A 24076-nucleotide genomic window follows, 5' to 3' on the forward strand; every position below is an offset into this window, starting at 1 on the left:
GAACCGCATGACGAAGGATCCGAACGACACGCCGCCGCCCAACGATCCGGACTCGCCCGAGCGCGCGCCGGACGCGCCGCCGCGCCGCGTGCGTGGGGGCCGGATCGCCGCGTGGGCGCTCGTGACGGTCGTGCTGCTCGTCGTGCTGGCGGCCGGGCTCGTGCTGGCCGCGGCGACGACCGAGCGCGGCACGCGGCTCGCGTGGCAGGCGGCCGTGCGCGTGCTGGGCGGCCGGCTGGCGGGCACGCTCGAAGGCGGTTCGCTCGCAACCGGCGTGCGCGTGCGCGGCTTCGCGTGGACGCGCCCCGGCGGCGCCGGCACCGAAGTGCGGATCGACCGGCTCGACGGCCGCTGGGCGCTCACCCGCGCGCCGTGGCGGCTGTCCGTTGACTACCTTCGCGCGGGCACGATCGACGTGCGGATCGCGCCGGGTCCGTCGACGCCGGCCGCGACGCCGCAGGACCTGAGCCTGCCGCTGCAGTTGCGGATCGACGACCTGCGCGTCGATCACCTGGCGATTCACGAAGGTGGGTCGACGACGCAGCTCGGCCATCTCGCGTTGAACGGCCGCAGCGACGGCCGTCACCATGAACTCGCGCTCGACGGCGTCGACACACCGTACGGCGCGCTGACCGCCCGCGCGAAGCTCGACGGCGTGAAGCCGTTCGCGCTGACGGGCAACGCGACCTACGTGGGCAAGCTCGCGAACGAACCGGTCAACGCGAGCGCGAACGTATCGGGTTCGCTCGAAGCGCTCGTCGCCGACGTCGCCGCGAGCGGTATGAAGCTGAACGGGCGCGCGCACGTCGAGGCCGCGCCGTTCGGCGCGGTGCCGCTCACGCGTGCGTCGCTCGCGTTCGATCACGTGAACCCGCAGGCGATCGCGCCGGGCGCGCCGGCCGCCGATCTTGCGGTGCGCGCGGAGCTGGCGCCCGTGACCGCGCCGGCCGGCGCCGCACCGGCGAAGGGTTTCGCGGTGACCGGCCCGGTGTCGATCGTCAACGCGAAGCCCGGCACGCTCGGCGAGCACCTGCTGCCCGTCGTCGACGCCCATGCGACCGTCAATCTCGACGCGCACGCGCAGCGGATCGACGGCCTCGCGCTGAAACTGATCCGCGACGGCAGCGTGACCGGCAACGGCACCCTGACGGGCGGCAAGGGCCGCTTCGACCTGAAGGTCGCGAACCTCGACCTCAATGCATTCGTCGCCGAATTGCGGCCGATGCGCCTCGGCGGGCCGCTCGGCGTGACGCTCGCCGGCGACGTGACGACCGTCGACTTCAACCTGAACGATCCGAAGCTTGCGCTCGGCGCGCGTGCGAAAGTCGCGCTGACGTCGCAGCAGACGGTGCTGACCGATGCGCGCGTGACGGCGGGCAAGGGCCGTATCGACCTGACCGGCGTGTTCCGTCACGACGCGCATTCGAGCTACGACGCGAAGGCGACGCTGACCGCGTTCGATCCGCTGCTGCTCGCCGCCATGCGTGCGCCGGGCGCGGGCCGCGGCAAGCCGGCCGCCAGAACGGCGAAGACAGCAGCGAAGGCGCCGGCCAGGCGCGGCGAGACGCGCGTATCGGGCACGCTGACGGCCTCCGGCGCGTTCGAGCCACAGGTGTCGACGAAGGCGACCTTCAAGCTCGGCGACAGCCTCTACGACGGCGTGCCGCTGACCGGCGCCGGCGTCGTGCAGCTCGTCGGCGCGCGGATCCTGCCGAGCAACGCGAACCTGACGATCGCGGGCAACCACGTCGACCTGCGCGGCAGTTTCGGCGCGCCGGGCGACCGGCTGCGCTTCGTCGTCGACGCGCCAGAGCTCGACCGGCTCGGCTTCGGCGTGCAGGGGCTCGTGCAGGCGCAGGGCGAGCTGACCGGCAGCTTCGCGCATCCGAACGTGACGGCCACCTACAAGGCCCAGCACGTCGTGGTCGGTTCGAACCGGATCGGTGCCGCGCAGGGGCGCGCCGACATCCGCGACGGCGCGCACGGTGCGCTCGTATTCACGGCCGACGCGACCGACATCGCGCTCGGCTCGCTGCAATTGAAATCGCTACGCGCGAATCTCGACGGCACGCGCGCGAAGCATACGCTCGACGCGTCGGCGGTCGGGACGGCCGGCGGCCGCGCGATCGACCTGACGTTCGCGGCGAACGGCGGCGTGGTCGAGAATCGCGACGGGATGCGCTGGGACGGCACCGTCACGCGCCTCGCAAACCGCGGCACGCCGGCAGTGGCGCTGCTCTCGCCGCTCGCCGTGTCGGCCGGGGCCGGCCGCGTGACGCTCGGCGCGACGCGACTCACGCTCGAAGGCGCCGCGATCGACCTGAAGTCGTTCGTGTTCGATCACGGCCAGATGCGCTCGGCAGGCACCGTGCGCGGCGCGTCGGTCGCGCGCTTCCTCGAGATTCGCCAGGAGCTGACGGGCCAGCGGCCGCCGCTGCGCACCGACGTCGTGCTCGATGCCGACTGGGATTTCTCGCTCGGCGCGAACGCGACGGGCTACGTGCAGGTGAAGCGGCGCGGCGGCGACGTGACGATCGAGACCGGGCGCGGCATCGCGTCGCTCGGGCTGACCGACCTGTCGGCGCGCGCGAGCTTTGCGCCGGGCAACCGGTTCAACGTGGTGGCGCTGGCGAAGGCGAACCGGGTCGGCACGCTCGACGCGAACGTCACCGTGCCGTTCGCGCTGCGCGACGGCGTGTTCGGCGTCGTCGACGACGGCCCGCTGGCGGGCCGCATCGACGCCGACATCCCGTCGCTGAAGGCGACCGGCAACCTGTTCGGGCCGAGCTATCTGCTCGGCGGGCGCGCGGCGCTGAAGCTGACGGTCGCTGGCACGCCGGTGAAGCCGAACGTGTCGGGCATGCTGACGGGCGACGATCTGTCCGCGACGCTCGTCGACCAGGGCGTGCAGCTGAAGGACGGCATCGTGCGCGTGAAGCTCGCGGAAAACCTCGTCGAATTCCAGCAGGTCGAGTTCCATGGCGGCGACGGCACGCTGCGCGCGATCGGCCGTGTGCGTCTCGACGGCGAGGCACCGGACCTGACCGCAAGCATCGTCGCCGACAAACTCGAACTGTTCGCGGCGCCGGACCGCAAGCTGTCGCTGTCGGGCAAGGCGATCGTCGCGAACGACGGGCCGCGCGGCGCGCTGTCGATCGACGGCAAGTTCGTCGTCGACCGTGCGCTGTTCGACCTGCCGGAAGACGCGGCGCCGCACTTGTCCGACGACGTCGTCGTGGTGCGACCGGACGGGACCGTGCGCGGCGAGACGCCGACCGGCACGGCGGTCGCGAAGCCGCAGAAGGTCGAGGACAAGCCGGCGCCGTCGCTCGCGCCGCGCGCGAACATCGACATCGGCCTCGGCAACAACTTCCGCTTCAAGGGACACGGCGCGGATCTCGGGCTGCGCGGCACGATCACCGTGATGAGCGCGCCTGGCGTGCCACTGCGCGCGATCGGCAACGTGCGCGTGACCGAAGGGTCGACGTATACGTCGTTCGGCCGCAAGCTCGCGGTCGAGAACGGCTTCTTCACGTTCAACGGCCCCGTGTCGAATCCGGGCGTGAACATCCTCGCCATGCGGCGCAACCAGGAGGTCGAGGCCGGGGTGCAGGTCACCGGCACGATCAAGGCTTTGACGGTCAAGCTGGTGTCGGAACCCAACGTCACCGACAACGAAAAGCTGTCGTGGCTGCTGTTCGGGCACGGCACCGACCAGGGCAACAACGTCGGCCAGCAGGGCACGATGACGGCGGCGCTCGCGCTGCTCGGCAGCGTGACCGGCAAGCGCGTCGCGCAGACCTTCGGCCTCGACGAATTCTCGATCGGCCGCAGCGACGTCGGTCTGACCGATCCGCAGGTCATCCAGGTCTCGAAGGCGATCAACGAGCGTTTCGTGCTCGGCTTCGAGCAGGGCCTGCAGTCGGCGAGCAACGCGTTCAAGGCGACGATCAACCTGACGCGCTTCTGGTCCGTGTCTGCATACGGCGGCACGTTCCAGGGCGTCGACCTGAACTACACGCGGCGCTTCGATCGCTGGTTCAGCCGGCGGTGACGGCACGCGCTGCGACGCGCGTCGGAATCGTCGTCGCGCATGAAAAAAGCCCCGCACGCATCGTGCGGGGCTTTCGTGCGCAAGCGGCGGTGCGTGCTGCTTACTTCACGCGCATGCCGGGCTTCGCGCCGCTGTGCGGCTCGAGGATGTAGAGGCCCGGCTCTGCTTTCTCGTCGGCGGCCGACGCGGCGAGCACCATCCCTTCGGACAGCCCGAACTTCATCTTGCGCGGCGCGAGGTTCGCGACCATCACCGTCAGCTTGCCGACGAGCTGCTCGGGCTGGTACGCGGACTTGATGCCCGAGAACACGTTTCGGGTCTTTTCCTCGCCGACGTCGAGCGTGAGCTGCAGCAGCTTGTCCGAGCCTTCAACGGCCTGGCACGCGACGATCTTCGCAATGCGCAGGTCGACCTTCGCGAAATCGTCGATCGAGATCGGACCGTCGTCGGCACCGTTCGCGGCGGCGGCCTTCGCGTTCGCCCTGGCGTTCTTGCCTTCCTTCGCGGCGTTGGCCGCGCTCGCGGCAGCGGCGCCGGTGGCCTCGGCCTGCAGCGAATCGCGGTTCGCGGCGAGCAGCGCGTCGATCTGCTTCGGATCGACGCGCGTCATCAGGTGCTGGTACGCCTTGACCGGCTGCGCGGACGACAGCGGTTTCGCGGCGTCGGCCCACGTGAGCGGCGCGATTCCGAAGAAGGTCTCGACGGCTTCGGCCACGCGCGGCATCACCGGCTTCAGCGCGAGCGACAGCAGGCGGAATGCCTCGAGGCTCACGCTGCAGGTTTCGTGCAGCGCGACCGCGTTGGCCGGATCCTTCGCGAGTTCCCACGGCTTCGCGCCGTCGACGTACGCGTTCACTTCGTCAGCGAGTTCCATCGTCTGGCGCAGCGCGCGGCTGTATTCGCGCGCTTCGTAGTGCGCGGCGATCGCGGGAATCGCATCGCGCAGCTTCGCGACGAGCGGATGGTTCATCGCGCTGTCCTGCACGCGGCCGTCGAAGCGCTTGAGCAGGAAGCCGGCCGCGCGGCTCGCGATGTTCACGTACTTGCCGACGAGATCGCTGTTCACACGCGCCTGGAAATCATCGAGGTTCAGGTCGATGTCTTCCATCGTCGCGTTCAGCTTCGCGGCGAAGTAGTAGCGCAGCCATTCCGGGTTCAGGCCGGTGTCGATGTAGCTCTGCGCGGTGATGAACGTGCCGCGCGACTTCGACATCTTCGCGCCGTCGACCGTCAGGAAGCCGTGCGCGAACACGTTGGTCGGCGTGCGATGGCCCGAGAACTCGAGCATCGCCGGCCAGAACAGCGTGTGGAAATACAGGATGTCCTTGCCGATGAAGTGGTACTGCTCGGCGGTCGAGCCCGACCGGATCCACGCGTCGAAGTCGATGCCCTTGCGGTCGCACAGGTTCTTGAAGCTCGCGTAATAACCGACCGGCGCGTCCAGCCACACGTAGAAGTACTTGCCGGGTGCGCCCGGGATCTCGAAGCCGAAGTACGGCGCGTCGCGCGAGATGTCCCAGTCGGCGAGGCGGGCTTCGCCGGCGTCGCCGAGCCATTCGCGCATCTTGTTGGTGGCTTCGGGCTGAGCGAGGCCGCTGACCCATTCGCGCAGGAACGACTCGCAGCGCGGGTCCGACAGGCGGAAGAAATAGTGCGTCGACGTCTTGCGCACCGGCGTCGCACCGGACACGACCGAATACGGATTCAGCAGTTCCGTCGGCAGATAGGTCGAACCGCACACTTCGCAGTTGTCGCCGTACTGATCCTTCGCGTGGCACTTCGGGCATTCGCCCTTGATGAAGCGGTCCGGCAGGAACATTTCCTTGACCGGGTCGTACGCCTGCTCGATCTCGCGCTCGGCGATCAGGTCGTTTTCCTTCAGCGCGAGGTAGATCTTCTCGCTCAGCACGCGGTTCTCGTCCGAGTCCGTCGAGTAGAAGTTGTCGAACGACACGCCGAAGCTGTCGAAATCACGCTTGTGCTCGGTCCACACGCGGTCGATCAACTGCTTCGGCGTCAGGCCTTCCTTCTCCGCGCGCAGCATGACCGGCGTGCCGTGCGTGTCGTCGGCGCCGATGTAGTAGACCTCGTGGCCGTGCATTCGCAGCGTCCGCACCCAGATGTCGGTCTGGATGTACTCGACCAGGTGGCCGATGTGGATCTGGCCATTGGCATAGGGCAGTGCGGACGTAACGAGGATCTGGCGGCTGCCTTGCGGCGCCGCAGCCTGCACGGAAGTGAGGTCGGATGCGGACATAGGGTCTGTAGAAGAACGGCGGAAACGACGGAAACTGCGATTCTAGCAGGGGCGCGGGCAGGTCAGCCGGCGCGGGCGCCATGGCGCGGACGCAGGAAGGGGCGGGGCCGCCGTGGCGGCTTGCCCGGTGGCGCAATGCTGCGGCGCAGCATACGAATTCCGGGCAAAAAAAACCGGGGCGGATTCGGCCCCGGAGCAACAACGACAAGAGGAGAATGGTGACGCGCCGGCTGCGCCAGCCGCGTACCGTAAAGACAGACCGCAGGCCGCGACAGAAGTTCGAAATTTTTTTCGATTCGTTACGGATCCCGCTGGAAGCCTTGAGCGGCGGGGGCGCGCGCCCCCGTTTCCTCCTCTCGCGGCGATGCTTACTGCTGTGCTGCGCGCAGGTAGATCTCGACGCGGCGGTTTTGCGCACGGCCGGCTTCGGTCGCGTTGTCCGCGATCGGGTTCGACGGGCCCATGCCTTGTGCCGACAGGCGGCCGCCGGCGACGCCGCGCTGCACCAGTGCGTTCACGACGCTCTGTGCGCGATTCTGCGACAGCGTCTGGTTCAGCTGTGCCGAGCCCGTGCTGTCCGTGTAGCCGACGATCGATGCCGTCACTTGCGGGTTCTGGTTCAGCGTCGTGGCCAGGTCGTTCAGCAGCGGCGTGAAGGCCGGCGTGATCGCGTACTGGTTCGTCGCGAACGTCACCGAGCTCGGCACGTTCAGCTTCAGCGAGCCGTCCGGCTGCTCGGTCACCTGCGTGCCCGTCTTGGCTGCCGACGGCGCGAGCTTGTTCTTGATCGCTTGCCAGTTGTAACCCGTCACGCCGCCGACCAGCGCGCCGACGCCCGCGCCGATCGCCGCGCCCTTGCCGCCACCGGCCAGCGCGCCGATGCCCGCGCCCAGCGCCGCACCCGTGCCGGTGCCGACGGCCGTATTGCTGCCTTGCTGCGTGGCGCAGCCTGCCAGCAGCGCGCCGGCGAGTGCGAAGACGGACAGGCGAGTCGCGATTTTCATGTTCATCTTGGATTCCTCTCTTGGTTGAACGAGTCGACAACGACGACAAACAACAGTTACGGCTCCCTGCACGGACACCCGAAAAAGGAAGGGCAGGCCCGTGCCGCGGCAGCCGCCGAGGCGGCCGCATGCCCTGTTCGCCAGCGGGGCTGTTCCGGACAGGGCGACGCATCAGCCTCTACAATATAGGCGGTTGGTGGCCGATTTGGCCCTATAGCATGCCGCACGCGAAGATTGCTCCGACGCGCGCGTTCGCGCAATGGCGTGCAACAGATTCTTTCACTTTTCCCGATTTTCGCAGCGTTATTTGATATTTCTTGACGTTTGCGCGAGAGAAAAACGTTTTCACGGAGTTTCAATGAGCATTGACCGGGCACAAGTCGACGCCGCACTGGCGGCTGTCGTCGACCCCAATACCGGCCGTCCGTACGCGGCGAACAAGGGCGTGCGCAACGTCGCGATCGACGGCGACGTCGTGGCGGTGGACGTGGTGCTCGGCTATCCCGCGCGCAGCCAGCATGACGACGTGCGCGCACGCATTGCCGATGCGCTGAAGGCCGTGCCGGGCGTGCGCGACGCGCGCGTCGCCGTGTCGCAGGAGATCGTCGCGCATACGGTGCAGCGTGGCGTGAAGCTGCTGCCGAACGTGAAGAACATCGTCGCGGTCGCATCGGGCAAGGGCGGCGTCGGCAAGAGCACGACGGCCGTGAACCTCGCGCTCGCGCTCGCCGCGGAAGGCGCGTCGGTCGGCATTCTCGACGCCGACATCTACGGTCCGTCGCTGCCGACCATGCTCGGCATTCACGGCCAGCGCCCCGAGTCGCCGGACAACCAGTCGATGAATCCGCTGGTCGGCCATGGGCTGCAGGCGAACTCGATCGGCTTCCTGATCGAGGAAGACAACCCGATGGTGTGGCGTGGCCCGATGGCGACGTCGGCGCTCGAGCAGCTGCTGCGGCAGACCAACTGGCGCGAGCTCGACTACCTGATCGTCGACATGCCGCCGGGCACGGGCGACATCCAGCTCACGCTCGCGCAGCGCGTGCCGGTGACGGGCGCCGTGATCGTGACGACGCCGCAGGACATCGCGCTGCTCGACGCGAAGAAGGGCCTGAAGATGTTCGAGAAGGTCGGGATTCCGATCCTCGGTATCGTCGAGAACATGAGCATCCACGTCTGCTCGAACTGCGGCCACGAAGAGCACATCTTCGGCGCGGGCGGCGCCGAGCGGATGGCCCGGGATTATGGTGTGAACGTGCTCGGCAGCCTGCCGCTCGACGTCGCGATCCGCGAGCGCGCCGACAGCGGCACGCCGACGGTCGTGGCCGAACCGGACGGCGCGCTGGCGCGGCGCTACCGCGATATCGCGCGCGGGGTCGCGCTGGCGATCGCCGAGCGCGCGCGCGATATGACGTCGAAGTTCCCGTCGATCGTTGTTCAAAATACGTAAAACCCTTGCGGGGCGGGGCCTCACGCTGTTTACGGCGCCGCGAGGCGCGGTATCATGGCGACTTTTCCCGGGTCCCTTTACCCGCCCGGCATGGCCGCCGTGTCGAACGGCCGCCAGCCGGCATGAGGATCGAATGAACCAACGACATCACGGCGTGCACGCCGGCCGCGCGCGGCGCGCGCTGCTGGCCGCCGCCGCGCTGGGCCTGCTGGCCGGCTGTACCTCTTTTTCCTCGTCGCACGAAAAGCGCGCCGACGCGCAACTGCAGCCGACCGTCGGCTCGCAGGCACGCGGTGCGGTGACGTTCGTCGAACGCCCGGACGGCGTCCAGGTCACGTACAACCTGGCCGGCCTGCCGCCGAACAGCGATCACGCGCTGCAGGTGCACGAGCGCGGCGACTGCAACGCGGGCGACGGCTCGAGCGCCGGCCAGGTGTTCGCGCCGGCAGCCGACCGGCTGCGCGCGGGCGCGCGCGTCGCCGGCGATCTCGGCAACATCCATGCGGATGCGAACGGCGTGGCGGCGGGTTTCATCATCGCGCCCGATCTGGCCCTCGACGGTGTGCGCTCCGCGCTGAATCGCGCGGCGCTGGTGCACCGCGACCCGAGCGACCCGGCGTTTCCGCGGCACGGCGCGGGGCCGGCGCTCGCGTGTGGCGTGATCCGATGACGGACGCCGCATGCGCGGGCCGATGATCGCGTAAAATGTGCGCCTTTCCCGGCCGCGGCCTCGCGGGTCCGGCCCTCACCGACTGTCACGCAGCGTTTCCAGGCGCCCTGTTATGAGCATCAAGTCCGACAAGTGGATTCGGCGCATGGCCGAAGAACACAAGATGATCGAGCCGTTCGTGCCCGATCAGGTTCGCGCGTCCGAGGACGGTCGCAGGATCGTCAGCTACGGCACGTCGAGCTACGGCTACGACATTCGCTGCGCGGACGAATTCAAGATCTTCACGAACATCAATTCGACGATAGTCGATCCGAAGAACTTCGACGAGGGTTCGTTTGTCGATTTCAAGGGCGACGTGTGCATCATCCCGCCGAACTCGTTCGCGCTGGCCCGCACCGTCGAATATTTCCGCATCCCGCGCACCGTGCTCACCGTCTGCCTCGGCAAGTCGACGTACGCGCGCTGCGGGATCATCGTCAACGTGACGCCGTTCGAACCCGAGTGGGAAGGCTACGTCACGCTGGAATTCTCGAATACCACGCCGCTGCCCGCGAAGATCTACGCGAACGAAGGTGTCGCGCAGGTGCTGTTCTTCGAAAGCGACGAAGTGTGCGACGTGTCGTACGCCGATCGCGGCGGCAAGTATCAGGGTCAGCGCGGTGTCACGCTGCCGAAAACCTGATCTGGTTGCATAACGTCTCACCAGTTTCCGGGTGACCGCTGCGCGTGACGCGCCGCGGTCGTTCTTTTTGGAGAATCGCCCATGAAGTTTCGTTTCCCCGTCGTCATCATCGACGAAGATTTCCGCTCCGAGAACATCTCGGGCTCCGGCATCCGGGCGTTGGCCGAAGCGATCGAGAAGGAGGGCGTCGAAGTCCTCGGCCTCACGAGCTACGGCGATCTGACGTCGTTCGCGCAGCAATCGAGCCGCGCGTCGTGCTTCATCCTGTCGATCGACGACGACGAACTCATGCTCGGCGAAACGGGCCCGGACGGCGAACTGCCCGAGCTCGCGACCGCGATCATCGAGCTGCGCGCCTTCGTCACCGAAGTGCGCCGCCGCAACGCGGACATCCCGATCTTCCTGTACGGCGAAACGCGCACGTCGCGCCACTTGCCGAACGACATCCTGCGCGAACTGCACGGCTTCATCCACATGTTCGAGGACACGCCGGAGTTCGTCGCGCGCCACATCATCCGCGAGGCGAAGGTCTATCTCGACTCGCTCGCGCCGCCGTTCTTCAAGGAGCTGGTGAAGTACGCGGACGAAGGCTCGTACTCGTGGCACTGCCCGGGCCACTCGGGTGGCGTCGCGTTCCTGAAGAACCCGCTCGGCCAGATGTTCCACCAGTTCTTCGGCGAGAACATGCTGCGCGCCGACGTCTGCAACGCGGTCGACGAACTCGGCCAGCTGCTCGATCACACGGGCCCGGTCGCGGCGTCCGAGCGCAACGCGGCGCGCATCTTCAGCGCGGACCACCTGTTCTTCGTGACCAACGGCACGTCGACGTCGAACAAGATCGTCTGGCATGCGACGGTCGCGCCCGGCGACATCGTGCTGGTCGACCGCAACTGCCACAAGTCGATCCTGCACGCGATCACGATGACGGGCGCGATTCCGGTGTTCCTCACGCCGACGCGCAATCACTTCGGCATCATCGGGCCGATCCCGCGCGACGAATTCAAGCCGGAGAACATCCGCAAGAAGATCGAGGCGAACCCGTTCGCGCGCGAGGCGCTGCGCGAGAACCCGGACATGAAGCCGCGGATCCTGACGATCACGCAGAGCACGTACGACGGCGTCGTCTACAACGTCGAGATGATCAAGGACCTGCTCGGCGACCTGCTCGACACGCTGCACTTCGACGAAGCGTGGCTGCCGCACGCGACGTTCCACGATTTCTACCGCGACATGCACGCGATCGGCGACGGCCGTCCGCGCACGGGCGCGCTCGTGTTCGCGACGCACTCGACGCACAAGCTGCTCGCGGGCATCTCGCAGGCGTCGCAGATCGTCGTGCAGGATTCGGAGAACCGCACGTTCGACAAGCACCGCTTCAACGAGGCGTACCTGATGCACACGTCGACGAGCCCGCAGTACGCGATCATCGCGTCGTGCGACGTCGCGGCCGCGATGATGGAACCGCCGGGCGGCACCGCGCTCGTCGAGGAATCGATCGCCGAGGCGATCGACTTCCGCCGCGCGATGCGCAAGGTCGACGCCGAATACGGCGACGACTGGTTCTTCAGCGTATGGGGGCCGGACAACCTGTCGGCAGAAGGCATCGGCTCGCGCGAGGACTGGATGCTGAAGCCGAACGACCACTGGCACGGCTTCGGCCCGCTGGCGGAAGGCTTCAACATGCTCGACCCGATCAAGGCGACGATCATCACGCCGGGGCTCGATGTCGACGGCGAGTTCGGCGAAACGGGCATTCCGGCCGCGATCGTCACGAAGTATCTGGCCGAGCACGGGATCATCGTCGAGAAGACCGGCCTGTACTCGTTCTTCATCATGTTCACGATCGGCATCACGAAGGGCCGCTGGAACTCGATGGTGACCGAGCTGCAGCAGTTCAAGGACGACTACGACAACAACCAGCCGCTGTGGCGCGTGCTGCCGGAATTCGTCGCGCAGCATCCGCGCTACGAGCGCGTCGGCCTGCGTGACCTGTGCACGCAGATCCACGACGTGTACCGCGCGAACGACATCGCGCGCCTGACGACGGAAATGTACCTGTCGGACATGGAGCCGGCGATGAAGCCGTCGGACGCGTTCGCGAAGCTCGCGCACCGCAAGATCGACCGCGTGCCGCTCGACGAGCTCGAAGGCCGCGTGACGAGCATCCTGCTCACGCCGTACCCGCCGGGCATCCCGCTGCTGATTCCGGGCGAGCGCTTCAACAAGACGATCGTGAACTACCTGCGGTTCGCGCGCGACTTCAACGAGCGCTTCCCGGGCTTCCACACCGACATCCACGGCCTCGTCGCGGAAGAGGTGAACGGCCGCGTCGAGTACTTCGTCGATTGCGTGCGCGACTGATGGCGACGCAGGGACGAATCCGGACGATGCGTGCGGCGTTGGCCGCGCTCGTCGTCTGGGCGGCAGGGGCGGCCGGGCTGGCGGGCGTGGGTGTCGCACACGCGGAAGTCGCGGCGGCCGACCCGATCGACGTCGCGATGCGGCAGTGTCTCGCGCGGCGCGACCGGTCGTCGACGGCCGGCCAGATCCAGTGCATGGGCGAAGCGCAGCAGCAGTGGCAGGCGGTGATGGACGGCGCGTACCAGCGCCTGTCGAAGAATGCGCCGGCCAACGTGAAGCGCGGCTGGCAGGACAGCCAGCGCCGCTGGGTCACGTGGCGCAAGGATGAAGTTCATCTGCTGAAAGCCGTGTACGACACGACGCGCGGCACCGCGTACGCGATGTCGAGCGCCGACATGCAGTTGCAGCCCGTGCGCGATCGCGCATTGGCGCTGCGCGCGGCGGCCGACCGCTACGCGCTACCGCCTGCCGCCGTGCCGGTGGCGGCCACGAGCGGTGCGCAAGGCGACACCCAGGGCGGTGCGGGCACGGCGCCGGGCACAGCCGCGCCAGCCGGCGGCAAGCCGGCGAACGCGCCGCGCGATTCGGCGATAAGCCGCGTGCGGCCGTGTGTGCAGGATGCCGCGTGCGAGCACGCGCTGTTCGATTTGAACCGCTATTACCAGAAGCTGCGTCGCAAGATGCCCGCGCATTCGGCCGCGACACTCGTGCGCGCGCAGCGCGCGTGGGTCGCGTTCAGCGATGCGACGGCGCCGCTCGTCGGCGAGGACGGACGCGTCGACCTGATCGGCGCGCGCATCGCGACGATGAAGCGGCTGTCGGAGACGGCCGGCAACAACTGACGATCGCCGCGACGCCGGTCATTCGGCGCGGCAACGGAAAACGGGCACCCGAGGGTGCCCGTTTGCATATGGCGTGCCGCGAGCGGCGCCTACCCGGGCTGCTGCGTGTCCAGACGGCCGAACCACGACGGCACGAACGCGACCGCATCGTCGAGCGACTCGAGCACGTGCAGGCTCAGCGCGACGATCTCGGGCGTCGGTGCCTTCAGGTCGGGCACGGTGACGACCGATGCGCCCGCGCCGGCGGCCGATTGCGCGCCGAAGTCGCTGTCCTCGAACGCGACGCACGCGTGCGCCGGCACGCCGAGGCGTTCGGCCGCGAGCCGGTACACGGCCGGGTCGGGTTTGCCGCGCGCGACTTCGTCGCCGCCCGCGATCGCGTGGAAGAACGGCAGCACGCCGACCGCGTCGAGCCGCGCACGGATCACGTCGCGCGCGGACGACGATGCGACCGCGCACGGAATGCCGGCCTGCGCGAGCGTCTCGAGCAGCGCCAGTGCGCCGGACTTCAGCGGAAATTTCGGATGAGGTTCGGGCGCGGCGAGCCGTTCGCGCACGAGGGTGCGCACGGCGTCGAACGTGTCGGTGTCGCCGATCAGCCGCGCGAGAATGACCTGGCCCTCGGCGAACGAGCGGCCGACGATCTGCAGGTAGTCGATCTCGGTCAGCACGACGCCGTGCGCGGTCGACACGTCGATCCACGTGTTCATGATGGTCCGCTCGGAATCGACGAGCAGGCCGTCCATGTCGAAGAGCGCGGCGGAGAAGGTCATCGGCGGTATCCGGGAAGCGGGAAGGGCGTCGGGCGGCACGACGGCCGCCCGAGTGAAAGACGGACGCCGAAGGCGCCCGTCCGGGCCGGCAGGCTTACTTGTCGAGCGCGGCGCGAGCGGCCTTGACCGCCGCACGCACTTGATCGGGCGCGGTGCCGCCCGGATGGTTGCGGCTCGCGACCGAACCTTCGAGCGTCAGGTAGCCGAACACGTCGTCGCCGATCAGGTGCGCGACGTTCGGCAGTTCCTGCTTCATTTCGTCGAGCGAGAGGTCGGCGAGGTCGATTCCGCGATCGTCGCAGATCTTCACCGCGTGCGCGACGGCTTCGTGCGCATCGCGGAACGGCAGCCCGCGCTTCACGAGATAGTCGGCGAGGTCGGTGGCGGTCGAGAAGCCCTGCAGCGCAGCCGCGCGCATCGCGTCCGGCTTCACCGTGATGCCGGCGACCATCTCGGCGAAGATCCGCAGCGTGTCGGCGACCGTGTCGACCGTGTCGAACAGCGGTTCCTTGTCTTCCTGGTTGTCCTTGTTGTACGCGAGCGGCTGGCCCTTCATCAGCGTGAGGAGCGCCATCAGGTGGCCGTTCACGCGGCCCGTCTTGCCGCGTGCGAGCTCGGGCACGTCCGGGTTCTTCTTCTGCGGCATGATCGAGCTGCCGGTGCAGAAGCGGTCGGCGATGTCGATGAAGCCGACGCGCGGGCTCATCCACAGCACGAGTTCTTCGGAGAAGCGCGACACGTGCGTCATCACGAGCGCGGATGCCGCCGTGAATTCGATCGCGAAGTCGCGATCCGACACCGCGTCGAGCGAGTTCGCGCAGATGCCGTCGAAGCCGAGCGTCTTCGCCACGGCGTGACGGTCGATCGGGTAGCTGGTGCCGGCGAGCGCGGCCGCGCCGAGCGGCAGGCGGTTCACGCGGGTGCGGCAGTCGCGCATGCGCTCGGCGTCACGCGTGAACATTTCGACGTACGCGAGCAGGTGATGGCCGAACGTGACCGGCTGCGCGACCTGCAGGTGGGTGAAGCCCGGCATGATCGTGGCCGCATTCTTTTCAGCGAGGTCGATCAGCGCGCCGCGCAGGTCGTTCAGGAGGCCGCCGATGCGGTCGATCTCGCCGCGCAGCCACAGACGGATGTCGGTCGCGACCTGATCGTTGCGCGAGCGGCCCGTGTGCAGGCGCTTGCCGGCGTCACCGATCAGCGCGGTCAGGCGCGCCTCGATGTTCAGGTGGACGTCCTCGAGATCCAGCTGCCATTCGAATTCGCCGCGCTCGATCTCGCCCTTGATCTGCGTCATCCCGCGTTCGATCGCGGCGAGGTCGTCGGCGCTGATGATCTTCTGCGCCGCGAGCATGCTCGCGTGCGCGAGCGAGCCGGCGATGTCGACGAGCGCGAGGCGCTTGTCGAAAAACACCGACGACGTGTAGCGCTTGACCAGCTCCGACATCGGTTCCGAGAAGCGGGCCGACCAGGCCTCGCCCTTTTTGTGCAGTTGGGACGTCATGGCGATTCTTCGAAGGGGAGTTGGGCGGCGTGCGCCGCCGAGGGAATCCCGCAATTCTAGCATTCGCGGGGCTGGCGGCCGGCGCGCGCGTCGGCCGCGAACGGGCGCGGATTACCGGGGGCCGCAGGTCAGCGGTCCGATCCGCGGCAGCGTGCCGTCGTCCGGGCGCCGGTACGCGAATTCGACGGCGCAGTCGCGGCCGCCGCCCGAGATTTCGAGGTGATTGTTCTGGACGAGGCCGTCGACGAAGGTCAGGCCGTCGTAGCCGACGATCGTGCGCTGGCCGCTTTCGACGTGGCGAACGTCGAGGCCGGGCGGCAGCGGCGTGCCGTCCGGCGCGCGCAGCGTCTGCGCATCGATCACCGCGACGATCAGCTTCTGAGCCGCCTCAATCGCGCACGAGCACGACCAGCTTCAGGTCTTCGCGGTGCGCGGGCTTCAGCGTGATCTGCTGGTACACGAGCCGGCCGTCGGCCGGATGGTCGAATTCGCGCAGGCCGCCTTCGCGCTCGAACACGTCCTGCGATGCCCAATACTGCGCGAACGCATCGCTGCCGGCCATCAGCGCGTCGATCAGCGCGCGGGTCGGCGCATCGGCGAGGTGGCGGATCGAGTCGGCGCGGAATTCGGCCGCGAGCCGGCGCGCGCGGGTTTCCCAGTCGACGATCAACGTGCGCGCGGCCGGCGCCATGAACGTGAAGCGCAGCAGGTTGCGGTCGTGCTCGCCGTCGAGCCAGCCCGTGAACAGCGCGGCGGCCGGCGCGTTCCATGCGAGCGCGTTCCATTGCCGGTCGAGCACGTATGCAGGCGTGGCGATCGCGGCGACGGTCGCCGCGAGCGTGGGCGGCAGGTCGCCAGCCGCGACGTCGGGCTCGGCCGGATCGCGCTGCGCGGCCAGTTCGAACAGGTACGCGCGTTCGGCCTTCGACAGTTGCAGCGCGACGGCGATCCGCGCGAGCGCATCGGCCGACGCCGACACCGGGCGGCCCTGCTCGATCCACGTGTACCAGGTCGGGCTGACGCCGCACAGCTGCGCGACTTCCTCGCGCCGCAGCCCCGGCGTGCGGCGGCGCGGGCCGGGCGGCAGGCCGACGGCCTGAGGCGACAGCCGTTCGCGGTGCGCGCGGATGAATTCGCCGAGGGCGCGGGCGGGCGTGGCGTCGAGCGGCGGGGTGGGGGCGGAGGACGGCTGGTTCATGCGGAAACGGCTGAAACGACAAAAAGGGGCGCGCGACGCGCGGCGTAGATCGGGCCGGAAATCAGGCAGGTGTAACAAATACCAGAATAACCGCTTAACTTGTACTGGTACAAGCGCGGCCCTATTGTAGCGATTCGCGCGCTGGCAGGCAGCGGGCGTCCCACCCAACGAAGGAGCGAACGATGAAACACCACGACCAGGTCGCCGACGCATTCGGCACGACGGCCGCCGCCTACCTGACGAGCACGGTCCACGCGACGGGCGCCGATCTGCAGGCACTGGCAGACGCCGTGCGCGCGACGCCCGACGCCGCGGTGCTCGATCTCGGTTGCGGTGCGGGCCATGCGAGCTTTGCGGTCGCGCCGCACGTGCGCGACGTGGTCGCCTACGATCTCGCGGCGCCGATGCTCGCGACCGTCGCCGCCGCCGCGCGCGAGCGCGGGCTCGCGAACGTCCGCACGCAGCAGGGGCCGGCCGAACGGCTGCCGTTCGAAGCCGGCACTTTCGACTGGGTAATCAGCCGGATGAGCGCGCACCACTGGCACGACGTGAGCGCTGCGCTTGCGGAGGTGCGTCGCGTGCTGAAGCCGGGCGGCCGCGTGCTGATGATCGACATCGCGGGCAACGATCATCCGCTGCTCGACACGTATCTGCAGGCCGCCGAAGTGCTGCGCGACGCGTCGCACGTGCGCGACTACCGTGCCGACGAATGGCTCGCGATGTTTCGCGGCGCCGGGTTCGACGCACACGTGCAGAGCCGCTGGCGCCTGCCGATCGATTTCGACACATGGGTCGAGCGCATCCGCACGCCGGCCGACAGCGTCGCGGGCATCCGCGCGCTGTGGGCGCATGCGCCAGACGAGGTGCGCGGCTACTACGCAGTGCAGCCGGACGGGTCGTTCGAGCACGATGCGCTGCTGATCGACGCGCAATGAGCGTATGGGGCGACACGGCGGCCGGCGCCGTCGCGCCGTTCCATGCGAAAAAGCCGCGATACGCGTGTTGCGTATCGCGGCTTTCGTTTTGCGGCGCGCGTTTCGCAACGCCGGCGCGGCGCGGAGCAGGCCCGCGCCGCGCACGGATCAGCCCGTATTGCGCAGGCCGGCCGCGATCCCGTTGATGGTCAGGTGAATCCCGCGGCGCAGCCGCGCGTTCGTGTCGCCCGCGCGGTGACGCTTGATCAGCTCGACCTGCAGGTGGTTCAGTGGATCGAGATACGGGAAGCGGTTCTTGATCGAGCGCGCGAGCAGCGGGTTGGTCGCGAGGCGGCCAGCGTGCCCGGTGATTTCCGCGAGCGCCTGCGACGTGCGCTCCCATTCCGCGACGATCCGCTCGAACACGTGCTTGCGCAGCTTGCGGTCGGCGACCAGCTGCGCATAGCGCGACGCGACCGCGAGATCGGTCTTCGCAAGCACCATGTCCATGTTCGACAGCAGGTTCGCGAAGAACGGCCAGGTCTTGTTCATCTTCTTGAGCAGCGTCAGGCGCTTGGTGCGTTCGGCCGCGTCCGGCGCGCCGTCGAGATACGCGCTCACCGCGCTGCCGAAGCCGTACCAGCCCGTCAGCAGCAGTCGGCACTGGCCCCACGAGAAGCCCCACGGAATCGCACGCAGGTCTTCGATCCTGCGGTTCTTCGGATCCTGCAGCTTGCGCGAGGCCGGGCGGCTGCCGATGTTCAGCTCGGCGATCTCGGTGATCGGCGTCGACGAGAAGAAGTAGTCGGTGAAGCCGGGCGTTTCATAGACGAGCGCGCGATACGACGCCATCGCGGCGTCGGACAGCGTCTGCATCGCGGCTTCGAACGCGGGCAACTGCGCGGGCGCGTTCGATTGCGGCAGCAGCGACGCCTCGAGCGTCGCGGCGACCACGGTCTCCAGATTGCGCCGGCCGATCTCGGGGTTCGCGAACTTGCTCGCGATCACCTCGCCCTGTTCCGTCAGGCGGATCTGGCCGTTCACGGTGCCCGGCGGCTGCGACAGGATCGCCTGGTAGGTCGGGCCGCCTCCGCGGCCGACCGTGCCGCCGCGGCCATGGAACAGCCGCAGCGTGATCTTGCGTTCGCGGAACAGGTCGACGAGCGCGAGCTCCGCGCGATACAGCTCCCAGTTCGATGTCAGGAAGCCGCCGTCCTTGTTGCTGTCCGAGTAGCCGAGCATCACTTCCTGCTCGGCACCCTGGTGCGCGATCAGCGCATCGATGCCCGGCAGTGCGAAGTATTCGCGCATGATGCGCGCAGCGTCGCGCAGGTCCGGGATCGTCTCGAACAGCGGAATCACCATCAGGCCATTGCGCGCGCTGTCGTGAGCGGCGCCGAATGCGCCTTCGAGCAGCCCGGTTTCCTTCTGCAGCAGCAGGACTTCGACGAGGTCGCTGACCGTCTCGGTGTGCGAAATGATGTAGTTGCGTACCGCACGCGGGCCGAACTGCGCACGCACCTCGCGTGCCTTCTCGAACACGCCCAGCTCGCTTTGCGCGAGCGCCGAGTATTCGATGTACGGCGAGCGCAGCGGGCGCGGATCGGCCAGCGCGGCAAGCAGCGCGATCAGCTTGTCGTCCTCGGAGAGCGACGCGTAGTCCGCATGTACGCCGGCACGCGCGAACAGCTCGGCGACCACGGCTTCGTGGATGTCGGAGCTCTGGCGCAGGTCGATGCTCGCGAGATGGAATCCGAACACTTCGGCCGCGCGCACGAGCGGTGCGAGGCGCGGCGCGGCGAGCGACGTGCCGTGGTGTTCGTCGAGCGAGGCGGTCAGCACCTTGAGGTCGGCGACGAAGGCTTCGGAATCGGCGTAGGGCACCGCGCGCACCGGCGGCGCGCCGCGGCCGGCGCTGCGCACCGGCACCGTGCCTTCGCCCAGTCGGACGCGCGCGCTTGCGGCGAGCCGTGTGTAGATGCCGATCAGCGCACGGCGATACGGTTCGTCGACACGGTGCGGCGACTGGTCGGGCGACGCCGCCGCGAGCGCTTTCACGGCGTCGTTCGCGCCGACCAGCAGGTTCGACACCGACAGCTCGGCGCCGAGCTTGTGCACCTGTTCCAGATAGTGTTCGAGAATCACCGCGGACTGGCGGTTGATCGCTTCTTCGAGCGTCGGGGCGGTCACGTTCGGGTTGCCGTCGCGGTCGCCGCCGATCCAGCTGCCCATCTGGAAGAATGCGGGCACGCGCGCGGACAGGCCGTGCTCGGCGAGCGCGGCCTCGATGTCGCCATACAGCGCGGGCAGTTCGTCAAGGAACGTCGCGCGGTAGTACGACAGCGCGTTCTCGATCTCGTCGCCGACCGTCAGGCGCGCGTCGCGCAGCATGCGGGTCTGCCACAGCGCGGTCACGCGTGCGCGCAGCATCGATTCGTTGTACTGGCGCTCGCGCGCGGTCAGTTCCTGGTCGCGCTCGGCGAGCAGGCGTGCGATGTCGTGCTGCGCGTCGAGGATGCTCTTGCGCTGCACTTCGGTCGGGTGCGCGGTCAGCACGGGCACGATCAGCGCGTCGTCGAAGAAGCGCTGCAGCAGGCGCTTCGACGCGTTGCCGGTCGTCTTCAGCTGCTCGAGCGCGTACGCGACGGTGCCGGGCTGTGCCGCGGATCCGGCCAGCGCGTGGATGCGGCGGCGGCGGTTGTGATGGCGGTCTTCCGCGATGTTCGCCAGATGCGAGAAATAGCTGAACGCGCGCACGACGCTCACCGTCTGCTCCGGCGTCAGCTTGCGCAGCTTCTTCTCCAGCGTTTGTGCGGCCTCGCTGTCGTCCTCGCGGCGAAACTTCACCGCCGTCTGGCGAATGGTCTCGACGACGTCGAACACGGTGTCGCCTTCCTGTTCGCGCACGACGTCGCCGAGCAGGCGGCCGAGGTAGCGGATGTCCTCGAACAGCGGACCGTCCTTGTCCTCGCGCGTGCGGGCGCCGGGCTTCGCCGTGCCGGCCTTGCGGGCAGCCGGGCCGGCGGCCTTGGTCGCGTGTTTTGTCTGACGTATCGGGTCTTTCGGTTTCGTTGCCGGTTTCGCACGGCCGTTCGCGGCGGTGGCGATGGAGCCCGTCTGGGCGTCGGAGGAGGGCAAGGCAGCATTGCGGCGCGCCGTACGCGCCGATCCGGAAGACTTCACGATGGGTTTCCTTGGGAAAGCTCGAGTCAAAAAGGGACTGCGGGGACTACGGAAACTACGGGAACTGCGGTCAAGCAACCAGCTACGTGCGGCACATCCGCGCATCGGTGTCGCCGCCGGCGCCGAAGCGCGGCGGGCGCAGGCGCCGGGCCCGGGCGGGCCGGGGCGTGCGTGCTACCATTGTTCGATCTTCAATCCCGTCCTTCGATTGTTCCTGCAATGAATTCCGAGATCTCTTCGGCACAATCCCCCGTGACGCTGACGATTGCCTCGCGCGAGAGCCGCCTGGCGATGTGGCAAGCCGAACATGTGCGTGATGCGCTGCGCAAATTATATCCAGCTTGTGACGTGAAAATCCTCGGGATGACGACCCGTGGCGATCAGATTCTCGATCGTACGCTGTCGAAGGTCGGCGGCAAGGGCCTGTTCGTGAAAGAGCTGGAGAATGCGCTCGCCGACGGTCGCGCCGATCTGGCCGTGCATTCGCTGAAGGATGTGCCGATGGCGCTTCCCGACGGCTTCGCGCTCGCCGCGATCATGGAGCGCGAGGATCCGCGCGACGCGTTCGTGTCGAACGACTACGCGTCGCTCGACGCGCTGCCTGCCGGCGCGGTCGTCGGCACGTCGAGCCTGCGCCGAGAGGCGATGCTGCGTGCGCGTTATCCGCACCTGAACGTGCTGCCGCTACGCGGCAACCTCGACACGCGCCTGTCGAAGCTCGATCGCGGCGACTATGCGGCGATCATTCTCGCGGCCGCGGGCCTGAAGCGCCTTGGCCTCGAAGCGCGAATCCGCGCGCTTATCGGCGTCGAGGACAGCCCGCCGGCCGCCGGCCAGGGCGCGCTCGGCATCGAAATTGCCGCGCGTCGCACGGACGTGGCCGGATGGCTCGCGCCGCTGCACGACCCGCGAACCGCGCTCGCGGTCGAGGCTGAGCGGATGGTGTCGCGCGCGCTCGGCGGCAGCTGCGAGGTGCCGCTCGCCGCCCACGCGGTGTGGCGCGCGGGCGAGTTGTACCTGACGGGCCGCGTGTCGACGACCGACGGACAGCGCGTGCTGACCGCCGAGGAGTGCGGTGCCGTCGTGACCGTCGCCGATGCGGTCGCGCTCGGCCGCGCGGTGTCCGACGAGCTCGAGGCGCAAGGCGCGCGCGACATCGTCAACGCACTGCTCGCCGGCTCGCAGGCCGGCAAGGGCGACGCCTGATGGCGGGCGGCGCGCGCGGGTTCACCGCCGTCCTGACGCGCCCGGACGGCCAGTCGGCCGCGCTTGCGGCCCAACTGGCCGAGGCCGGTTGCGACGTGCTCGAATTCCCGCTGATCGACATCGCGCCGGTCGACGATCCGGCGCCGCTCGACGCCGCGTTCGCGGCGCTTGGGCGTTACGCGCTCGTGATCTTCGTGTCGCCGAACGCGATCGACCGCGCGCTCGCGCAGTACGGCGCGATCTGGCCGAATGCGCTGCCGGTCGGCGTCGTCGGCCCCGGCAGCGTCGCGGCGCTCGCGCGCCACGGCATCGCGGCGCCCGCGCATCGCGTGATCGCGCCGCAGGCGCTCGCCGATGACGGCGTCCCGCATTACGATTCGGAACACCTGTTCGCGAGCATCGAGACCGCGTTCGGCGGCGCGCATGCGCTCGCCGGCCAGCGCGTGCTGATCGTGCGCGGCGACGGCGGTCGCGAATGGCTCGCCGAGCGGCTGCGCGAAGCCGGCGCGGAGGTCACGCTGGTCGCCGCGTACCGGCGCGTGGTGCCCGAGCCGCGCATCGGCGCGTGGGAGCGCGTGCATGCGCTGCTCGCCGGCGCGCCGCACGCGTGGCTCGTCACGAGCTCGGAGGGCGTGCGCAACCTGCACGAACTCGCGCGCACGCATCTGAATGACGCCGAGATCGAGGCGCTGAAGCATGCGCCGCTCGTGACGCCGCACCCGCGCATCGAGCAGACCGCGCGCGCACTGGGTTTTGATAGGATTACGCTGACCGGCGCGGGCGATGAGCGCATCGTCCGCGCGTTTCGAACGATGGCCGACGAGGCCGTCCAACCGGCGACAGCCGCACCGGTGACTAAACGCATGACAGATACCAACGATTCCAAAGGCGTCGCTTCCCAGCCGGCCGCTGCATCCGCACCGCCGTCCAGTCCTCCTTATCTCGCGTCCGAACCGCATGCGCGCCGCGGTGGCAGCGCGGCGCTGTGGTTCGTCGTCGTCGTGCTCGGCTGCGCGGCGGGTGTGGGCGGCTATGCGCTGAACCGCAAGGTCGACCGGCTCGACGATTCGTTCGTCGCGCGCCAGAAGGCGCTCGATGCGCAGACGGCCGAGACCCGCACGAAGACAGAGCAGGCGCTCGCGAGCACGCATCAGGTCGACACGCAGCTCGCGCAGCTCGACGGCAAGCTCGCCGACGCGCAGAGCGCGCAGCAGGCGCTGCAGCAGCAATATCAGGACCTGTCGCGCAACCGCGACGCCTGGATGCTCGAGGAAGTCGATCAGATGCTGTCGAGCGCGAGCCAGCAACTGCAACTGACGGGGAACACGCAACTCGCGCTGATCGCGCTGCAGAATGCCGATGCGCGCCTCGCGACGTCGCAGAGCGCGCAGGCCGTCACGGTGCGCAAGGCGCTCGCGCAGGACATCGAGAAGCTGAAAGCCGCACCGTCGGCCGACCTCACGGGCCTCGCGATCAAGCTCGACGACGCGATCGCGAAGATCGACGCGCTGCCGCTGTCGGGCGAGGCGATCGTCCCGCACGCGGCGCCGAAGGCCGTGCCGGCCGACGCCGCGTCGTCGGCTGCGGCCGTGGCCGGCGAGCCGCGCTGGAAGGTGTGGTGGCATGACTTCTCGGCGGGGCTCGGCCAGCAGCTGAAGGGCCTCGTGCAGGTGCGCCGGATCGACAACGCCGACGCGATGCTCGCATCGCCCGACCAGGGCTACTTCGTGCGCGAGAACGTGAAGCTGCGCCTGCTCACCGCGCGGCTGTCGCTGCTCGCGCGCAATGACGGCGCGATGAAGGCCGACCTGCATGCGGCGCAGGCCGCGCTCGGCAAGTATTTCGACCAGGCATCGAGGGACACGCAAACCGTCGAGGATCTGCTCAAGCAGGTCGACGGCGCATCGCTGACGGTTGCCGTGCCGAACCTGAACACGAGCCTGAACGCCGTTCAGCAGTTCAAGAGTCGGGGGTAACG

Annotated in this window: 15 protein-coding genes and 1 pseudogene; 9 read left to right on the plus strand and 7 right to left on the minus strand. The window is 68.6% G+C overall.

Annotation, left to right across the window (positions count from 1 at the left end; translation table 11 throughout):
• The first annotated feature begins 7 nt into the window (after positions 1-7).
• The gene (locus tag WS66_RS16940) at positions 8-4054 is read left to right on the plus strand and encodes a translocation/assembly module TamB domain-containing protein (protein ID WP_059603764.1); all 4047 of its coding nucleotides are present in this window, start codon (positions 8-10) and stop codon (positions 4052-4054) included.
• A gap of 100 nt (positions 4055-4154) precedes the next feature.
• Here WS66_RS16940 and metG read toward each other — a convergent pair whose 3' ends face one another.
• Positions 4155-6311 (minus strand): methionine--tRNA ligase, encoded by a 2157-nt coding sequence (metG, locus tag WS66_RS16945; protein ID WP_059603761.1) that lies wholly within the window; start codon positions 6309-6311, stop codon positions 4155-4157.
• Between the two features lie 368 nt (positions 6312-6679).
• Positions 6680-7321, minus strand: coding sequence for an OmpA family protein (locus WS66_RS16955; protein WP_059603759.1), 642 nt, complete (start codon positions 7319-7321; stop codon positions 6680-6682).
• Between the two features lie 352 nt (positions 7322-7673).
• Between WS66_RS16955 and apbC the strand changes: the two genes are divergently transcribed.
• The 5 genes from apbC (at position 7674) to WS66_RS16980 (ending at position 13320) form a co-directional block, all read left to right on the plus strand.
• Positions 7674-8765 carry an iron-sulfur cluster carrier protein ApbC gene (gene apbC, locus WS66_RS16960; protein WP_059603756.1) on the plus strand — a complete coding sequence of 364 codons (1092 nt, stop codon included), beginning with the start codon at positions 7674-7676 and terminating at the stop codon, positions 8763-8765.
• A 133-nt stretch (positions 8766-8898) separates the two neighbouring features.
• A complete protein-coding gene (gene sodC, locus WS66_RS16965; protein WP_059603754.1) occupies positions 8899-9435 on the plus strand; it encodes a superoxide dismutase [Cu-Zn] in 537 nt (178 codons plus the stop codon).
• 112 nt (positions 9436-9547) lie between these two features.
• Complete coding sequence (gene dcd / locus WS66_RS16970) at positions 9548-10117, plus strand: dCTP deaminase (protein WP_006398615.1); 570 nt, start codon at positions 9548-9550, stop codon at positions 10115-10117.
• Between the two features lie 81 nt (positions 10118-10198).
• Positions 10199-12478 (plus strand): arginine/lysine/ornithine decarboxylase, encoded by a 2280-nt coding sequence (locus tag WS66_RS16975; RefSeq protein ID WP_059603751.1) that lies wholly within the window; start codon positions 10199-10201, stop codon positions 12476-12478.
• A complete protein-coding gene (locus WS66_RS16980) occupies positions 12478-13320 on the plus strand; it encodes a lysozyme inhibitor LprI family protein (protein WP_059603749.1) in 843 nt (280 codons plus the stop codon). The genes WS66_RS16975 and WS66_RS16980 overlap by 1 nt, the downstream gene beginning before the upstream one ends.
• An 89-nt stretch (positions 13321-13409) precedes the next feature.
• Here the strand turns inward: WS66_RS16980 and WS66_RS16985 are convergent, their stop codons facing one another.
• The 4 genes and pseudogenes from WS66_RS16985 to WS66_RS17000 all read right to left on the minus strand — a co-directional run bounded on the left by WS66_RS16985 (position 13410) and on the right by WS66_RS17000 (position 16795).
• Positions 13410-14093, minus strand: coding sequence for an HAD family hydrolase (locus WS66_RS16985; protein ID WP_059603746.1), 684 nt, complete (start codon positions 14091-14093; stop codon positions 13410-13412).
• 94 nt (positions 14094-14187) lie between these two features.
• Positions 14188-15597 carry an argininosuccinate lyase gene (gene argH, locus WS66_RS16990; protein ID WP_059603744.1) on the minus strand — a complete coding sequence of 470 codons (1410 nt, stop codon included), beginning with the start codon at positions 15595-15597 and terminating at the stop codon, positions 14188-14190.
• A 111-nt stretch (positions 15598-15708) separates the two neighbouring features.
• Positions 15709-15942, minus strand: a pseudogene (locus WS66_RS16995) (FimD/PapC C-terminal domain-containing protein); the annotation flags it as partial.
• Positions 15943-15985: 43 nt separating this feature from the next.
• The gene (locus WS66_RS17000) at positions 15986-16795 is read right to left on the minus strand and encodes a helix-turn-helix transcriptional regulator (RefSeq protein ID WP_011657642.1); all 810 of its coding nucleotides are present in this window, start codon (positions 16793-16795) and stop codon (positions 15986-15988) included.
• Between the two features lie 182 nt (positions 16796-16977).
• On the opposite strand from WS66_RS17000, the gene WS66_RS17010 reads away from it, so the two are divergent.
• Entirely contained in the window at positions 16978-17730 is a 753-nt protein-coding gene (locus WS66_RS17010; protein WP_059603741.1) for a class I SAM-dependent methyltransferase, read from the plus strand.
• A gap of 147 nt (positions 17731-17877) precedes the next feature.
• Here the strand turns inward: WS66_RS17010 and ppc are convergent, their stop codons facing one another.
• Positions 17878-20892: a phosphoenolpyruvate carboxylase gene (gene ppc, locus WS66_RS17015; RefSeq protein WP_059603738.1), complete on the minus strand. Its 3015-nt coding sequence runs from the start codon at positions 20890-20892 to the stop codon at positions 17878-17880.
• Between the two features lie 219 nt (positions 20893-21111).
• Here ppc and hemC point away from each other — a divergent pair, with 219 nt between their 5' ends.
• Both hemC and hemDX read left to right on the plus strand, forming a co-directional pair.
• Positions 21112-22098: a hydroxymethylbilane synthase gene (hemC, locus tag WS66_RS17020; protein ID WP_059603735.1), complete on the plus strand. Its 987-nt coding sequence runs from the start codon at positions 21112-21114 to the stop codon at positions 22096-22098.
• Positions 22098-24074, plus strand: coding sequence for a fused uroporphyrinogen-III synthase HemD/membrane protein HemX (gene hemDX, locus WS66_RS17025; protein ID WP_059603732.1), 1977 nt, complete (start codon positions 22098-22100; stop codon positions 24072-24074). Before hemC ends, hemDX begins: the two co-directional genes overlap by 1 nt.
• Positions 24075-24076: the final 2 nt, after the last annotated feature.

It is taken from the genome of Burkholderia sp. LA-2-3-30-S1-D2 (assembly GCF_001523915.2).
Classification (GTDB): Bacteria; Pseudomonadota; Gammaproteobacteria; order Burkholderiales; family Burkholderiaceae; genus Burkholderia; species Burkholderia diffusa.

Bases quoted from the DNA above. Each gene is read 5' to 3' on its own strand.
- WS66_RS16940 (WP_059603764.1), top strand. From the start codon at position 8: ATGACGAAGGATCCGAACGACACGCCGCCGCCCAACGATCCGGACTCG.
- metG (WP_059603761.1), bottom strand. From the start codon at position 6,311: ATGTCCGCATCCGACCTCACTTCCGTGCAGGCTGCGGCGCCGCAAGGC.
- WS66_RS16955 (WP_059603759.1), bottom strand. From the start codon at position 7,321: ATGAACATGAAAATCGCGACTCGCCTGTCCGTCTTCGCACTCGCCGGC.
- apbC (WP_059603756.1), top strand. From the start codon at position 7,674: ATGAGCATTGACCGGGCACAAGTCGACGCCGCACTGGCGGCTGTCGTC.
- sodC (WP_059603754.1), top strand. From the start codon at position 8,899: ATGAACCAACGACATCACGGCGTGCACGCCGGCCGCGCGCGGCGCGCG.
- dcd (WP_006398615.1), top strand. From the start codon at position 9,548: ATGAGCATCAAGTCCGACAAGTGGATTCGGCGCATGGCCGAAGAACAC.
- WS66_RS16975 (WP_059603751.1), top strand. From the start codon at position 10,199: ATGAAGTTTCGTTTCCCCGTCGTCATCATCGACGAAGATTTCCGCTCC.
- WS66_RS16980 (WP_059603749.1), top strand. From the start codon at position 12,478: ATGGCGACGCAGGGACGAATCCGGACGATGCGTGCGGCGTTGGCCGCG.
- WS66_RS16985 (WP_059603746.1), bottom strand. From the start codon at position 14,093: ATGACCTTCTCCGCCGCGCTCTTCGACATGGACGGCCTGCTCGTCGAT.
- argH (WP_059603744.1), bottom strand. From the start codon at position 15,597: ATGACGTCCCAACTGCACAAAAAGGGCGAGGCCTGGTCGGCCCGCTTC.
- WS66_RS17000 (WP_011657642.1), bottom strand. From the start codon at position 16,795: ATGAACCAGCCGTCCTCCGCCCCCACCCCGCCGCTCGACGCCACGCCC.
- WS66_RS17010 (WP_059603741.1), top strand. From the start codon at position 16,978: ATGAAACACCACGACCAGGTCGCCGACGCATTCGGCACGACGGCCGCC.
- hemC (WP_059603735.1), top strand. From the start codon at position 21,112: ATGAATTCCGAGATCTCTTCGGCACAATCCCCCGTGACGCTGACGATT.
- hemDX (WP_059603732.1), top strand. From the start codon at position 22,098: ATGGCGGGCGGCGCGCGCGGGTTCACCGCCGTCCTGACGCGCCCGGAC.